We start from the raw sequence: 14,316 nt of genomic DNA, 5'->3' as shown, positions 1-14,316 counted from the left end.
CAACGGGCCTTGGGTGCGGCATCTCGTCGCCGCTCTGGCCGGGACGACGGCGGTCGACGATTACCGCCGCGACTCCTCGTGGAGGGCGTCGCGCACGTGCATGAGCGCGAACCCGAGCAGGTTGAGGCCCTGCCACCGGGCAGGATCGGCGGCGGCAGGGTGGTCTCGAGTCAGCCCGATGCCCCAGATCCGGTCCACCGGGCTGGTCTCGACGAGCACCCGTCGTCCGGTTGCGAGCAGGAATGTGCGCAGTGCTGCGTGCTGCCGGAACTTGGCCAGGTTGCCGGCTACCACGATGTCGAAGCGGTGCTCGTCCCAGGTCCGTTGATCGAAGCCGGCGACCCGGCCGCCGAGCGACTTGGCCGCGTGCGGGTGCGGCGCGGCGAGTACCCGCTCGGCTATCCCCTCATCACCGAACAAGGTGGCCTTGCGCCACATCATGTAGTGCTCAGCGGTCGCGAATGCGATCCCGTCGACGGTGAAAGGCGATGGCCACCACTGGCTCAGGCATCCAGCGCCGACGCGGCCGTCGCGCTCCGGCTGGTGCCCCCAGAAGAACAGCAGCCTGCTCCGCTCTCCCCGCGCGTACGCAGTGACCAGATCCGTGACGCTACGACCTGACGCCAGCATGATCACGAGTGTGCCCGACAAGGCCCCCAGCCCACCACACGTTTGTCCGCAGCGAGGCCAAAGCTTGATCCGTATCGTTCTGCAATGGCGCCTCGCTTTGGGTTTCCTGAGTGCCTCACAGCAGCTTGTCGAGGGTGATGGGCAGACTGCGGATCCGCTTGCCGGTGGCGTTGTAGATCGCGTTGCCCACAGCGGCTGCGGAGCCGACGGTGCCGAGCTCGCCGAGACCCCGAGCGCCAAGGTGGTTGATGACGGGGTCGGGACGGTCGAGAAAGTGGACGTCGATGGCGGGGATGTCGGCGTTGACGGGGACCATGTAGTCCGCCAGGTTGCTGCCGGCCAACCGCCCGGTGTCGAGTTCGAGCGGGTTGTCCTCCAGCAGCGCGTGACCGATGCCGAAGATGACGCCTCCGACGAGCTGACTCCGGGCGGCCTGGGCGTTCACGATCCGGCCCGCGTCCACCGCCGTGGTGAAGCGGGTGACGCGGGGCTCCCCGGTGTACCTGTTGACTCTGACCTCACAGAAGTGCGCGCCGAAGCTGTGGTACATGTACTCGGTCGCTTCCGAGCCGGGCTGAACCGTCGAGGTTGCCTCGACGCTTCGACGACCGACCGTCCGCAGCAGACGCTCGAAGGGCATCGAACGGCCCCTCCCCCGCAGTTGGCCCTTCTCGTACGCCAGTTCCTCGCTGTTCGCACCGTGCCACGGTGACCGCGGATCCGTGACAGCGACCTGTACGAGTTCGGCGACCGCAGCGTGGACGGCGGCTTCGACCGCCGGCACGGTACTGGCGGTGGCCATGGAACCCACAGCCGGTGCCCCCTGGGGCAGGGCGGTGTCACCCAGTTCGGGCTTGACCCGACGCAGCGGGATGCCCAGCTCGTGGGCTCCGGTGATCGCCAGCAGAGTCGTCGCGCCGGTGCCCAGATCAGCGGTTGCGGAGGAGACCAGGGCGGTGCCGTCGTCGAGCAGCCGGACCCGGGCCTGGACGGGATCCGGGATCCGGCGTCCCGGGTAGATGGCCGTGGCCATCCCCATCCCGACCAGCCACTGCCCGTCGACCCGGCTGCCCGGCCTGGCGCGTCGGGCCGACCAGCCGAATCGGCGGGCGCCGACGCGGTAACAGTCGTCGAGATGTTTGCTCGACCAACGTGCGCCCGTGCCGGGCACGGTGGTGGCGTAGTTGCGCAGCCGTAGCTCGACCGGGTCGATGCCGGTGGCGACGGCGAGTTCGTCCATCGCGGTCTCCAGCGCGAAGGCGCCCGGAGCCTCGTTGGGTGCCCGCATGGCGCAGGTGGGGGGCACGTCGAGCAGGACCTGCCGCTCGTCGAAATGCAGGTTCGGAGTCTTGTACAGCACGGCCGAGGTCTCGATGGCCGGCCGCATCGACCAGTAGCCGACGAACGGCATCACGGCGTCGCTGGCGTGACTCACCACGTTGAGCACGCCGTCCCGGGAGGCGCCCAGCTTGACGGTCTGGTCGACCGCACTGCGGTGGCCGATCACGGTGAAGACCTGCTCCCGGGGCAGGACCAGCCGGACCGGACGGTTCAGCTCACGGGCCGCGGCCGCGGCCAGGGGGACGTCGTACCACGGAATCACGCGGCTGCCGAACCCACCGCCGACGTACGGGGTGATCACCCGCACCCCGGTCGGCGGGATGCCGAGTCGGATAGCTGCCCCCAAGGCGGCGATGTGAGGCAACTGAGCGCCGCTGTACAACGTCAACTGGGTGTGGTCGCTGTTCCACTCGGCGAGAACGGCATGGGGCTCCATCGGGACGGCATGCTGCGTCGGCTGATGGAAGGACGCCTCCACCACGACGTCACTGGCGGCGAACGCCGCCTCGATCGAGGCGACACCCGGGGCGAGGACGGTGGCGCTCGCCGGGGGTTGGCCGGGCGCCACGGCGGCCGGTACGCGAGGCTCGTCGGCGAGCGACGTACGGGGCTGCTGCTCGTCGTAGGTTGTCGTGATCAGCCCTGCGGCCTCCCGCGCCTGCCAGGAGGTCTCGGCGACGACCATGCCGATGATCTGCCCCCGGAACCGCACTCGGGTATCCTGCAGGGGCGCGTAGTTCTCCCCGGCGCCGGGCACCGGCTGGAGCCCGAGTTTGTGGAACGGACTGTAGACGCCGATGACGCCCGGCGCGTTCTGCGCCGCGACGGTGTCCATCGCGGAGATCGAACCCCGCGCGATGGTGCTGACGACCAGGTGGGCGTGCGCCACCTTCGCGCGAGGCTCCGAGGCCGGATAGTCGGCCGAGTACCGGGCGGTGCCGGTGACTTTCGCCCGGCCGTCGACGCGATCGATGTCGCGCCCGAGTGGGGAGACGGTCATCGTGACTCCTAGTTGTGGGAAGAGGACCGTGGCCGGGTGATGCCAGCGCTGTGGCCGAGGTGGTCCGCCGTCCAGGCCGGCGGGACGGTGGAGGGTGAGCGGACGGCGCGACGGTGGATGGGCACCCCGGTGCGTAGCGGCACGCCGGTGCCGCCGTGGCGGTGGGCGACGATCTCCGCCGCGATCGACAGTGCCGTCTCCTGTGGAGTACGGGCGCCGATGTCGAGCCCGATCGGCGAGTGCAGACGGTCGAGTTCCTGGTCGGTCAGGCCGGCCTCGCGCAGCCGCGCCCGGCGTTGCTCGTGGGTGCGCCGTGATCCCATCGCCCCCACGTAGCCGACCGGCAGTCGCAGGGCCGCGGTGAGCAACGGTACGTCGACCTTCGGGTCGTGGGTCAGTACGCAGATGACCGTGTTGCCGTCGAGGCGCTGTGCCCGTAGATAGCGGTGCGGCCAGTCGACGACGACCTCGTCGGCGTACGGGAATCGGTCGGGTGTGGCGAACGTGGCGCGCGCGTCGCAAACGGTCACCCGGTAGTCGAGGAAGGTGCCCAGGCGGGCCAGTGCCGCCGCATGGTCGATCGCTCCGAAGATGAGCATCCGTGGTGCGGGGGTGGTGCATTCGACCAACAGGGTCATCGACTCCTGGCAGTAGCCGTCGGCCACCCCGATGTCCACGGTGCGGCTCGTTCCGGCGTGCAGGACACCGGTCGCGTGGGCGGCGGCTATCTCGTCGAGCCGTTCGTCGCCGAGGGTTCCCTCGCGATCACGGACGGGGCGCACCACGATGACCCGTCCGAGATGGGTGTCCGGGCCGCAGACTACGGTGGCGACGGCGACCGGCTCGTCTTGGGCCGCGTCGACGTACGCCGCTTCCAGAGCGCTCTCGATGCTCGGGTCGTGGTGGCGCAGGAACAGCTCGATCGTTCCGCCGCAGGTGAGGCCGACGCCGATGGCGTCGTCGTCGGTGTAACCGAACCGCAGGGTCTTCGGGTCGTGATCCCCGAGCAGCATGTCCTGGCAGGCCTGGTAGACGGCGGAGTCGACGCAGCCACCGGAGACGTTGCCCAGCACGGTTCCGTCCGCGTCGACGACCAGTGACGCGCCGGGCTGGCGGGGTGCGCTGCCGTCCACACGGGTGACGGTGGCGGTCACGAAGGGTGTCCGGCTGCGGAACCGTTCGAGGAGTTCATTGGCGAGTTCAAGCATGAGCACCACCGCCGCACGCCGGTGCCGTCGAAGCCTTGGGCTGGTTGTTCATCGGCGCTCCGCCAGATCGGTGAGGGCTCGGAGCAGCGTCCGTCGCAGCAGCGCGGGCTTGAACGCGTTGTGCGTCAGCGGTCGGGCGCCGTCCGCGGCGGTGCGTACCGCGGCCTCGAAGACGTCGGCGGTGGCCCGCCGACCGGCCAGGGCGCTCTCGACCGTCGGCAGCCGCCAGGGTCTGGTGCCGACCCCGCCGACGGCGATCCGGGCCTGCCTGATGGTGCGGCCACGCCACTCGATGGCGACGGCCGCGGAGGTGAGGGCGAACTCGTACGACTGCCGGTCTCGGATCTTCAGGTAGACCGAGTTCGGTGCCCACATGGAACGCGCAACGGTGATGCCGGTGACGAGTTCACCCGGTCGCAGCACGTTCTCGACGTGAGGAGTGTCGCCGGGCAGGGCGTAGAACCTGTCGAGTGGCACTGTACGAGTGCCCTGCTCAGTGGCCAGATGCACGTCGGTGCCGAGTGCCACCAGCGCGACAGCCAGATCGCTGGGATGCGTCGCCACGCAGGCGTCGCTGGTGCCGAGGATCGCATGCGTGCGGTTGATCCCGGCCAGCGCCGAGCAGCCGCTGCCGGGATTCCGCTTGTTGCAGCCGGTGCTCACGTCACGGAAGTAACCGCACCGGGTGCGCTGCAACAGGTTCCCGCCGACGCTCGCCATGTTGCGGAGCTGAGCGGAGGCGCTCAACTCCAACGCCCGAGCGATCATCGGATAGTCCCGGCGCACGTTACGGTCAGCGGCGACATCGCTCATCCGCTCCAGCGCACCGATGTGCAGCCCGTCCCGGTCGAGTTTGATGCCCCGCAGCGGCAACCGGTTGATGTCCACGACCCGAGTCGGCGCCATCACCTCGAGCTTCATCAGGTCCACCAGGGTCGTGCCGCCAGCCAGGAAGGCCGTGTCCGTGCCGGCGTTCGCGAGGGCCTCTCGAACAGCGCGCGGCTGGGTGAACGTGTAGGGCCGCATCAGCGCATCACCCTCTGCGCGTCCCGGATCGCGTCCACGATCGACGGATAGCAACTGCACCGACAGATGTTGCCCGACATGCGCTCGCGGATCTCCTCGTCGGAGCGCGCATGGCCCTCCTGGACCATGCCGACCGCCGACATGATCTGCCCCGGCGTGCAGAAGCCGCACTGTAGGCCGTCGCGCTCGATGAACGCCTGCTGCATGGGGTGCAGCAGATCGCCCCGGGCCAGACCCTCGATCGTGGTGACCTCACGCTCATGGACCGTGGCCGCCAGCGTCAGACAGGACAGCACCCGCCGGCCGTCGACGTGCACAGTGCAGGCCCCGCACTGACCACGGTCGCACCCCTTCTTCGTACCGGTGAGCCCCAACTCCTCCCGCAACGTGTCGAGCAGCGTGAGTCGCGGGTCGACCCGTACCGAGACCGGCCTGCCGTTGACCTCGGCCTGGACGGTCACGAGATCCGCGTTCGCCACCTCGGCTGCCGGCGCGGCCTGCGCCCCTCCTTCCAGCAGCGGTATCGCCACCGCCGCCACGACACCGCCACCCAGAACACTTCGCCGGGACACACCCGACCGGCACTCGCCATCGTCGTCGCTTGAATTCATCGGACCTCCCCGGATAGACGTCGGGTGGGACGTACTCCCTCACCCTGACGACCGCAGGTGATGGCAACCAGGGTCTGTCGATCCCAGGCTGGGACGACAGGTCTCGCCACGCGGGGTCTCATCGCGCGTCGGTGTCGTACCCGGCGGCCACGTCACCGCCCTGCACCACGGCGTTGGCGGAGCCTCTGCCGATCCCCGGATCAGCAGAGCCTGGATGACCTTTCGGTGATGCCCGATTCTCAGTAGCGCGCGCCGTACCAGCGGATCCGCATCCGCTGATCGACGACGGCCGTTTCCGCGACCGCGTGCAGCGCGGTGGGACAGGAGATCTGAACTGTGTCGTTCTTCCTTGAGTTCGTGCGTAACCCCATGACGGTCGGCGCCGTCCTACCGAGCGGGTCGGCATTGGGGAAGGCAGCCACGGCAGCAGTGCCGCTGACCGGCTGTCCCACCGTCCTCGAACTCGGCCCTGGTACCGGCGCGTTCACCCGGACCATCCAGCAGCGCCTGGCCGGCTCTGGCCGGCATATCGCCGTCGAGGTCAACCCTCGGTTCGCCCGACAGTTGGCCGCCCTCTACCCGGCGGTCGACGTCGCGATCGCGGATGCCATCTCGCTCCGGGAAGTGCTCACGCAGCGTAGCGTCGACCAGGTCGACGTCGTCGTCAGTGGTCTTCCCTGGGCGGCGTTCGACGAGAAGTCCCAGCACGACGTTCTGTCAGAGGTGCTCGCGGTCATGCATCCGGGTGCGGTCTTCACCACCTTCGCCTATGTCCACGCCCGGTGGGCTCCGCCGGCCCTGCGGATGCTGCGATCACTGCGATCTCGATTCGAGGAGGTCGTCGTCGGCCGCACGGTCTGGGCCAACGTGCCGCCGGCGATGGTCTACTACTGCCGACGCCCGATCGGGCCGGACGAGAATGGCCGGCGACCCATGATCGCGGTGAGTCGGGAATCGCTCGGCGTCGGGCCCGACTTCCCGGGCATCGCACCGAACCCGCTCCTGAGCTCGACGTGGAGACCGCTGACGGCGTCTCGTTCCGCGGGATCGCAGACGAAGACCTGACGATCACCGAGCTGACCCGACTCGCCCCAGGGCAGACGTTGCCCGTGCGCTACCGGCCGGCCGTCATGGACCACTACGTCGCCCTCGCCCGGGACGCGGACCCCGCCCGCGTGCAGCAGCTCGCTGACGAGATCGCGAGCCGCAAGCGGACCTGATCTCTGCCTCGGCGCCGATCAACATAAGGGCGTGGCCAGTAGTTCGGCCAAGGTCATGCCGAGTTCGGCACGGATTCCTGCGGCGGCGGCTTCCGCGTCCTCCGTCACGATCACCTTGTGTACGAGCGCCTTGGACTGTGGCGGGTCGTCACTTCCGTAGGCGCCAGCCGCGACGTGCCGTAGCTACGCCTCGATCTCATCCGTGCGCCAGCGGGGCTGGTGCGTGTCCGTCGGGACGGCTACCACCGAATCCGGTGAGTTGCAGCCGGCTATCGGCATCGGACGGACCGACTTGCAGTGAATCGTGGTCACGAAGACGGTCTGTCGCGGTCCGGGTCGGATGTGGCTGGCAGCTCCACCCGCACGGTGAGTCCGCCTTCGGCGTTCGGTGCGAGCCCCAGGTCGCCGCTGTGAGCTTCGACAGCCGCCCGAGCGATGGCGAGGCCGAGGCCGTGACCGCTACCCCGCGTCAAGGAGCGCCCCGTGCCGCGGGTGAAGGGCTCGGTGAGCATGGGCGTATCGGCCGGCGACAGAACGGTGCCGCTGTTGATGATGGTCAGGGAGGCGTGCTTCTCCGTCGACGAGAGAGTCAACGACACTCGCCCGCCTTCATGGTTGTGGTGGATCGCGTTGCGTATGAGATTCGATGCGGCCTGTCGTACGAGGACGCGGCTCCCCCACGCCACGGCTTGTCCATCCGGGCCGGTGATCTCGACTCCGGCGCGGGCGGCATCCTCGCGCAGGTCGGCCACGATCTCCGACGCGACCGCACGGAGGTCGACGGCCTCTGGCAGGACGGTTGCGTGTTCTGCCGTCGCGAGATCCAGCAGCGCATCGACGGTCTCGATACTGCTCTGATTCACCTCGCCGATGCGAGCGATCACGGTGCGGAGATCGTCGACGTCAGGCGCCGGCCCGGACAGAACGACATCGATCATCGTCTTGATCGCCGCCAGCGGACTCTGCAATTCGTGGGAGGCGTTGGCGGTGAATCGGCGCTGGGCCGCGAAGGAACGTTCGAGTGAGGCGAGCATCTGGTCGAACGTGTCCGCCAGATTCTGAATCTCGTCCGGCGGACCGCTGAGTCCGACACGATGATCGAGTGATCCTTCTGTCGCGCGTCGTGCGGCGTCTCCGATTTCGCTGAGCGGCTTGACGATGCGTCGGGCGATCAGCCATCCGACGATGCCCCCGATCACCGCCATCACGAGGAGCGCGAGGACCGACGCGATGAGGAGGTTGTCGAGGAAGTCGTCGGCGGTGGCGACGGCGATCCCGCTGGTCGGCTGGGAAGCACCGGTGGGCCCTTGCTCGGGAAGAGTCGGGGCACGGTCGTTGACGATGTGGTAGCTCGGCACGAACCTCATGTACAGGTACACGAGCGTGATCAGTACGGCGCCGGAGCCGGTGATGAGTCCGGCGTAGCTGAGGGTGAGGCGGGTTCGGAGGGTGAGCCGCCGCCCGGCCCCGTTGCGAACGGTCTTCCTGCCACGCATGTCAGTCGCCGAATCGATAGCCGGCACCGGGGACGGTCTGAATGATCCAGGGGCGGCCGAGCCGCTTGCGGAGGTTGGAGATGGTGACGCGGATGGTGTTGGTGAATGGATCTGCGTTGGCGTCCCACGCCTTCTCCAGCAGAGTCTCCGCACTCAGCACGCCGCCCTGGGCGGCCATCAGGAGGTGCAGGACGGCGAACTCCTTCGGGGAGAGGCGAACCAGGCGTCCGTTGCGGTAGACCTCTCGCCGAAACGGGTCGAGCCGCACCCCGTGCGCTTCGAGGACGGGCGGGCGCGCCGGCTCGGTCCGACGTTCCAGAGCCCGGATGCGCACGACGAGTTCGGGGAACTCGAACGGTTTGGAGAGATAGTCGTCTGCGCCGGTCTCGAACCCTGTCACACGTTCATCAAGGGTCCGGGCCGCAGTGAGCATCAGGACCCGCACGCGGGGATGATCTGCGGCGATGACCCTGCAGACTTCGTCGCCGTGGATGCCGGGAAGGTCTCGGTCCAAGACCACCAGATCGTACCCGTTCCCGGCGATCAGTTCGAGTGCTTCCTCGCCCGTCGAAGCGAGGTCGACGGCCATCGCCTCCCGCCGCAGACCGGTCTGGACGGCATCGGCCATGTACGGATCGTCCTCGACGATCAGGACGCGCACGTGTGCTCCTCTCGTCGCCGACCTGCCGTCCAGGGAAGCACACCGAGCGTTGAGAAAAGGTAAAAGAAACCTTGAACGCGCTGACAACGGCGGGACCGGTGCACTGGTGTTCACCCACGGAGAGTCCGTGGCGCCACACCGCAAGGGGCCACCCATGCTGACCTCGAAGAAGTCCCGTCACATCGCCGCCATGCTGCTGGCCGCGCCGCTGATCGCAGGGCTGACCGCCTGCAGCACTGCCGACACCGGGTCGGCTCCCGCCACAGGGGGAAACCAGACTCAGTCGTTCGAGTCGTTCGAGGAGTACCAGCTGGCGTTCTCGAAGTGCATGCGTGGCAAAGGCATCGACATGGCAGACCCGAACAACGGCGGCCAGTCGATCAGTCAAGCCGACGATGGGTTCATGGAAGCTGCGAAGGCCTGCCAGTCGGAGATCGGCCGGCCGCCGGCCCGCGAGGGCGACCCCGGCCTCGGGGGCGACTCGGCGGACAGGCTGCGCGAAGAACACCTGAAGATCGCCAAGTGCCTGCGCGAGCACGGCGTGGACGTTCCCGACCCCGCGCCCGGCGAGGATCTCGCGATCCCGAGCGATGTGCCCGTGGACGCGTTCGAGACCTGCGCGCCTAACGGCGTTGGCGGCGCCGCGACCGGAAGCAACTGACGATGAGCAGCGCCGCAACCGATACTCCGACCGAACACGCTCCGCCTCCCTCACGACGTCGGTGCGTCCTCGTCTCCCTCGGCCTGGTCACGATCGTCGCGTTGATCGCCGCAGGCGTCTTCTGGATGTACTCCGCCAACGCGACCGCGAACGAGGACAGTTCGAACGGTCGCGCCTCCACCCGCACCACCGACGAGATCGTCCTGGGCGACCTGCAGGGCGACACCACGGTCACCGGCACGCTGAAGTTCTCCGGCTCGCGTGCGATTCAGGCGAACGCCGACGGGACGGTGACCGCCCTTCCCGAGCCGGGCTCGGTGCTGAAACGCGGCGACCGCCTGTACGCCGTCGACGACGTGCCGTCCTTTCTCCTGAGCGGCGCGCTACCGGCCTGGCGTGACTTCGCCAGCGGCATGGAGGACGGGCCCGACGTGACACAGCTCGAACAGAACCTCCGCGACCTGGGCCACTTCAGCGACGAACCGGACAAGCATTTCAGATGGGCCACGGCCGAGGCGATCATGAACTGGCAGGAGGCGAACGGACTGCCCAGAACGGGCACGCTCCCGCTGGGCTCCGTGGTCTTCACCAGGGGTGACCTGCGAGTAGGCGAGATCAGCAGCGGCACAGGAACGCGCGTGGGGCCGGGCACGACGCTGTACGACGCCACGGCCACCAGCCAGGTGGTCGAGGCGAACGTCAAGCTTGGCGATCAGCAGCTCGCGGCGCCGGCCACCCCCGTGACCGTGCGGCTGCCCGGAGGGGGAAGCACGACGGGGAAGATCACCTCCGTGCGTACCCCCACCGAGATCGACGGGGCGAACGGGCAGAGACAGACGGTCATCCCGATCGTGGTCTCGCTGGATGACCCGGCCAAGGCCGCAGCGTTCCAGCAGGCGTCCGTGTCGGTGAGCATCCCCAGCGAGAGGCGAGAAGCTGTACTGTCGGTGCCGGTCGAGGCTCTCATCGCGATCACCCCGCAGCAGTTCGGTGTCGAGATCGTCGACCCCGACGGATCGACGACGAAGGCCCCGGTCACGACGGGACTGTTCGCGGGCGGCCGGGTCGAGATCAGCGGGGACAGTATCGAGGCCGGTCAGCGTGTCGTGGTGCCGCGGCGATGAACCCGCTCGTGTCGCTCACTGATGTCCATCGCTCCTACGGCAGCCCGCCCGTACAGGCGTGCGCCGGCGTCACCGTCGACATCCATCGCGGCGAACTCGTCGCCATCGTCGGTCCCAGCGGATCGGGCAAGTCAACGTTGCTGAACCTCATCGGCACGCTCGACACACCCACCTCGGGAATCGCCCGTATCGACGGGATCGACGTCAACGAACTCGATGACCGTTCCCTGTCGGCACTGCGTGCGCACCGTATCGGATTCGTCTTCCAGCAGTTCCATCTCGCGGAGGGCACCACCACGGTCGACAACGTCGCAGATGGACTTCTCTACGTCGGTGTCCCCAAAGCCGAACGCCGCCGACGCGCCGTCGTCGCACTGAAACGCGTGGGACTGGGGCACCGTCTGGATCATCGTCCGCACCAGCTCTCCGGCGGCGAAAGGCAGCGCGTCGCCATCGCCCGCGCCGTTGTTGGAGAGCCCCCGCTGCTGCTCGCCGACGAACCCACCGGAAACCTCGACACCGCGTCCGGCGCCGCGATCGTCGAACTCCTCCATGAACTGAACCAGCAAGGCACGACCGTCGTCGTCATCACCCACGACAGCGAACTCGCCGCGGAGTTCCCCCGCCGGATCGCCATTCGCGACGGACGGATTCTCCGCGACGAACAGAAGGAACTCACCTCATGACCACCACCGTGACACAGCGGCCACCTGCCCCGCCCGGCGACCCGGGTCCGCCACGCTCTGCCCTGCGCGGCCGTGACATCCTCTCGCTGGCCGCGACGGGCCTCCGGGCCCGGCCGACCCGAGCCATCCTGTCCGCGCTGGGGATCGCGATCGGCATCGCAGCGATGATCGCCGTGGTCGGCATCTCCTCCTCGAGCCAGGCCCGCTTGAACCACGAACTCAACCGCCTCGGTACCAACCTGCTCACCGCCACGGCCGGGACGAGCTTGACCGGAGAGCAGTCGAGGCTCCCCGTGGACACCGTCGACAAGCTCCGTCTCATCGACGACGTCCTGGACGCGAGCTCGACCGCTCTTCTTACCGAGTCCGTCTACCGAAGCGAACTATCCGACCCTGCGGCCACCGGCGGGATCTCCGCCATGGTGGCCGAGCAGAATCTCCTCACCGTCGTCTCGGGAGGAGTGCGGTCCGGCACCTGGCTCAATCCCGCCACCGGGAGCTTCCCGACCGTTGCCCTCGGCGATACCGCCGCCAAGCGGCTCGGCATCGTCACTCCCGGCACACAAGTCTGGCTCGGCGGCAGCTACTTCACCGTCGTCGGCATCCTCGAACCCGTCGCTCTCGCGCCCGAACTGGACACCGCCGCGCTTGTCGGAGAAGCCGTCGCGACCTCCCTGTTCGGCTTCGACGGCAGCCCGACGACGGTGTACGAACGCTCCGATGACGCGTCCGTCGACCGCATCCGCGACCTCCTCGCCCCGACCATCTCCCCTCAGGCACCCGAGGAAGTGAAGGTCTCCCGCCCTTCGGACGCGCTCGCGGCGCGCCACGCCGCGAACCAGGCCTTCACCGGTCTGCTGCTCGGCATCGGCTCCATCGCACTCCTGGTGGGCGGCATCGGCGTGGCCAACACTATGATCATCTCCGTCCTGGAACGCCGTCGGGAAATCGGACTGCGACGAGCCCTCGGCGCCACCCGCCGCCACATCCTCGTCCAGTTCCTCGGCGAAGCGCTGCTCCTGTCCGCCCTCGGCGGAATCTTCGGCAGCGCCGTCGGCACCAGCGCAACGATCATCATGGCGACTATCAACGGGTGGCCGTTCGCTCTCCCCCCGATCGCCATCGTTGTCGCCATCGGGGCCACTCTCGCGGTCGGCACCATCGCTGGCCTGTACCCCGCGCTGCGAGCAGCCCGCACACCACCGACCGCCGCGCTCAGGTAGATCCGTGCCCGCGGGGAACGGCTAGGCCCGGCAACACTCGTCGCACCACGACACCGACTGAGGATCGCCACCAGGCGAGACTGCGAGACGTCGGCGTAGACCGAACTCGGCACCGGTGTGAACACCTGCCGCTCCGCTTTCGCGGCCCACAGTCACGGCCGCGCGGGCACGGGAAGCGCGGCCGACAGCGCGTAGCTGATCGCTCCATGCAGCACGGCCTGGTCGCCGAGGGTGGCTCGGCGTACCTGGGTGGGCGCCGGGGTGCCGGCGGAGACGAGGCTCTGCATCTGTGCGAGCCGCGCGTCGTCAAGCTCGGCGGCGGCACCGCTGAGCAGCACCAGCCCCGGATCGACCACACAGGCACAGGAGAGGATGAGCCGGGCCCAGGCGTCGAGGACCTCGTCGAGATAGTCGCGGGCCGGTTCGGACGCGGCGGCCAGCTTGATCAGTTCCCGTACCGGCGAGTCTGGTCGGTGTCCCGGATGCAGGGCGACCACCCGTTCCGCGATGGCGTTCGCCGACCACCGGGCTTCGAACTCGCCGACACCGCGGTGACTGCGTCTCGGTGCGCCGTCCAGGGGCAGGAAGCCGACCTCGCCCGCCGCGCCGCTGGCGCCCCGGCGGACCCTGCCGTCGAGGACGAGCCCCGCGCCGATGCCGTCGGCCACGTGGATCAGCAGCAGGTCGGTGACGTCCGCCCCGGCGCCGGCAAGGCACTCGCCGGCAGCCATGAGGTTGACGTCGTTGTCGACGACGACGGGTACGCCGAGCCGCCGCTGCACCGACTCGCCGATCGGCCACGCCTCGACCAGTCCCACCGATGGCGCGAGGCGTACCGCACCGTTCGTGGAGACTCCGGGCACGGCGATCGCGACCCCGCGCAGCGCCGGCAGGTTGCTGCCGACCAGTTCGAGGACGAACGCGCAGATGGTGTCGACCACGTCACCACCGAGCCGCGCGGTGCGGTGCGCGATGAGGACGCCTTCGCTGTCGGCGATCTCGCAACTGATCCGCGGAGGTTCGAGCGAGACCGCGGCGACGAGTTCGGCGCGTGGGTTGAACTCCAGCATCTCCCGGGGCCGCCCGGTGGTGGAAGCACCCGGCCCCCGTTCGATGAGGTAACCCTCGGCGATGAGTTCCCGCACGAGGGCGGTCACCGTGGCCGCGGAGAGACCGGTCGTCTCGGCCAGGTCCACTCGGGACAGCAGCCGCGCCTGCCGGGCGGCCACGATCACCGAGAGGCGTTTGATCTCCCGGGAGCGTTCGCGGCTGACCGGGCTGGTCGGCGCTACCTTGGACACGCCTTACTTCTTACTGAGAAGAAAAGGCGGCGTCAAGTAACGGGGTTGTCTCGACGCGCGCCAGCCTGACCGGCGCATCGGGGATCACCCTCGACATCAAAAGGGTTAAATACCGGCAAAGCTTGCTT

At 68.7% G+C, this 14,316-nt stretch carries 13 protein-coding genes; 5 read left to right on the top strand and 8 right to left on the bottom strand.

The window, feature by feature from the left end; translation table 11 throughout:
* Positions 1-60: 60 nt before the first annotated feature.
* The 5 genes from ACIBMZ_RS23260 to ACIBMZ_RS23240 form a co-directional block, all read right to left on the bottom strand.
* A complete protein-coding gene (locus ACIBMZ_RS23260) occupies positions 61-630 on the bottom strand; it encodes an NADAR family protein (RefSeq protein ID WP_396697078.1) in 570 nt (189 codons plus the stop codon).
* A gap of 115 nt (positions 631-745) precedes the next feature.
* Positions 746-2,971 carry a xanthine dehydrogenase family protein molybdopterin-binding subunit gene (locus ACIBMZ_RS23255; RefSeq protein ID WP_396697076.1) on the bottom strand — a complete coding sequence of 742 codons (2,226 nt, stop codon included), beginning with the start codon at positions 2,969-2,971 and terminating at the stop codon, positions 746-748.
* A gap of 8 nt (positions 2,972-2,979) precedes the next feature.
* Positions 2,980-4,179, bottom strand: coding sequence for an XdhC family protein (locus tag ACIBMZ_RS23250; protein WP_396697074.1), 1,200 nt, complete (start codon positions 4,177-4,179; stop codon positions 2,980-2,982).
* 48 nt (positions 4,180-4,227) lie between these two features.
* A complete protein-coding gene (locus tag ACIBMZ_RS23245) occupies positions 4,228-5,205 on the bottom strand; it encodes an FAD binding domain-containing protein (RefSeq protein ID WP_396697072.1) in 978 nt (325 codons plus the stop codon).
* Positions 5,205-5,666 carry a (2Fe-2S)-binding protein gene (locus tag ACIBMZ_RS23240; RefSeq protein ID WP_396697230.1) on the bottom strand — a complete coding sequence of 154 codons (462 nt, stop codon included), beginning with the start codon at positions 5,664-5,666 and terminating at the stop codon, positions 5,205-5,207. The genes ACIBMZ_RS23245 and ACIBMZ_RS23240 overlap by 1 nt, the downstream gene beginning before the upstream one ends.
* A 486-nt stretch (positions 5,667-6,152) precedes the next feature.
* Between ACIBMZ_RS23240 and ACIBMZ_RS23235 the strand changes: the two genes are divergently transcribed.
* On the top strand, positions 6,153-6,881 hold the full coding sequence (locus ACIBMZ_RS23235; RefSeq protein WP_396697071.1) for a class I SAM-dependent methyltransferase: 729 nt from the start codon (positions 6,153-6,155) through the stop codon (positions 6,879-6,881).
* A 463-nt stretch (positions 6,882-7,344) separates the two neighbouring features.
* Here ACIBMZ_RS23235 and ACIBMZ_RS23230 read toward each other — a convergent pair whose 3' ends face one another.
* Positions 7,345-8,532 carry a sensor histidine kinase gene (locus ACIBMZ_RS23230; protein WP_396697069.1) on the bottom strand — a complete coding sequence of 396 codons (1,188 nt, stop codon included), beginning with the start codon at positions 8,530-8,532 and terminating at the stop codon, positions 7,345-7,347.
* Between the two features lies 1 nt (position 8,533).
* A complete protein-coding gene (locus ACIBMZ_RS23225; protein ID WP_396697067.1) occupies positions 8,534-9,193 on the bottom strand; it encodes a response regulator transcription factor in 660 nt (219 codons plus the stop codon).
* Positions 9,194-9,347: 154 nt separating this feature from the next.
* Between ACIBMZ_RS23225 and ACIBMZ_RS23220 the strand changes: the two genes are divergently transcribed.
* From ACIBMZ_RS23220 to ACIBMZ_RS23205, 4 genes are read left to right on the top strand one after another with little or no spacing between them, the layout of a single operon-like run.
* On the top strand, positions 9,348-9,854 hold the full coding sequence (locus ACIBMZ_RS23220) for a hypothetical protein (protein ID WP_396697065.1): 507 nt from the start codon (positions 9,348-9,350) through the stop codon (positions 9,852-9,854).
* A 2-nt stretch (positions 9,855-9,856) separates the two neighbouring features.
* Positions 9,857-10,978 (top strand): peptidoglycan-binding protein, encoded by a 1,122-nt coding sequence (locus ACIBMZ_RS23215; protein ID WP_396697063.1) that lies wholly within the window; start codon positions 9,857-9,859, stop codon positions 10,976-10,978.
* Positions 10,975-11,664: an ABC transporter ATP-binding protein gene (locus ACIBMZ_RS23210; RefSeq protein ID WP_396697061.1), complete on the top strand. Its 690-nt coding sequence runs from the start codon at positions 10,975-10,977 to the stop codon at positions 11,662-11,664. Before ACIBMZ_RS23215 ends, ACIBMZ_RS23210 begins: the two co-directional genes overlap by 4 nt.
* Positions 11,661-12,887, top strand: coding sequence for an ABC transporter permease (locus ACIBMZ_RS23205; RefSeq protein ID WP_396697059.1), 1,227 nt, complete (start codon positions 11,661-11,663; stop codon positions 12,885-12,887). Before ACIBMZ_RS23210 ends, ACIBMZ_RS23205 begins: the two co-directional genes overlap by 4 nt.
* Positions 12,888-13,039: 152 nt before the next feature.
* Here the strand turns inward: ACIBMZ_RS23205 and ACIBMZ_RS23200 are convergent, their stop codons facing one another.
* Positions 13,040-14,188 (bottom strand): ROK family transcriptional regulator, encoded by a 1,149-nt coding sequence (locus ACIBMZ_RS23200; protein ID WP_396697057.1) that lies wholly within the window; start codon positions 14,186-14,188, stop codon positions 13,040-13,042.
* Positions 14,189-14,316 lie beyond the last annotated feature (128 nt).

This window comes from Micromonospora sp. NPDC049900, from assembly GCF_044461025.1.
Classification (GTDB): Bacteria; Actinomycetota; Actinomycetes; order Mycobacteriales; family Micromonosporaceae; genus Micromonospora.
The sequence above is the reverse complement of the archived record's forward strand: the minus strand, read 5'-3'. Positions and strand labels throughout refer to the sequence as shown.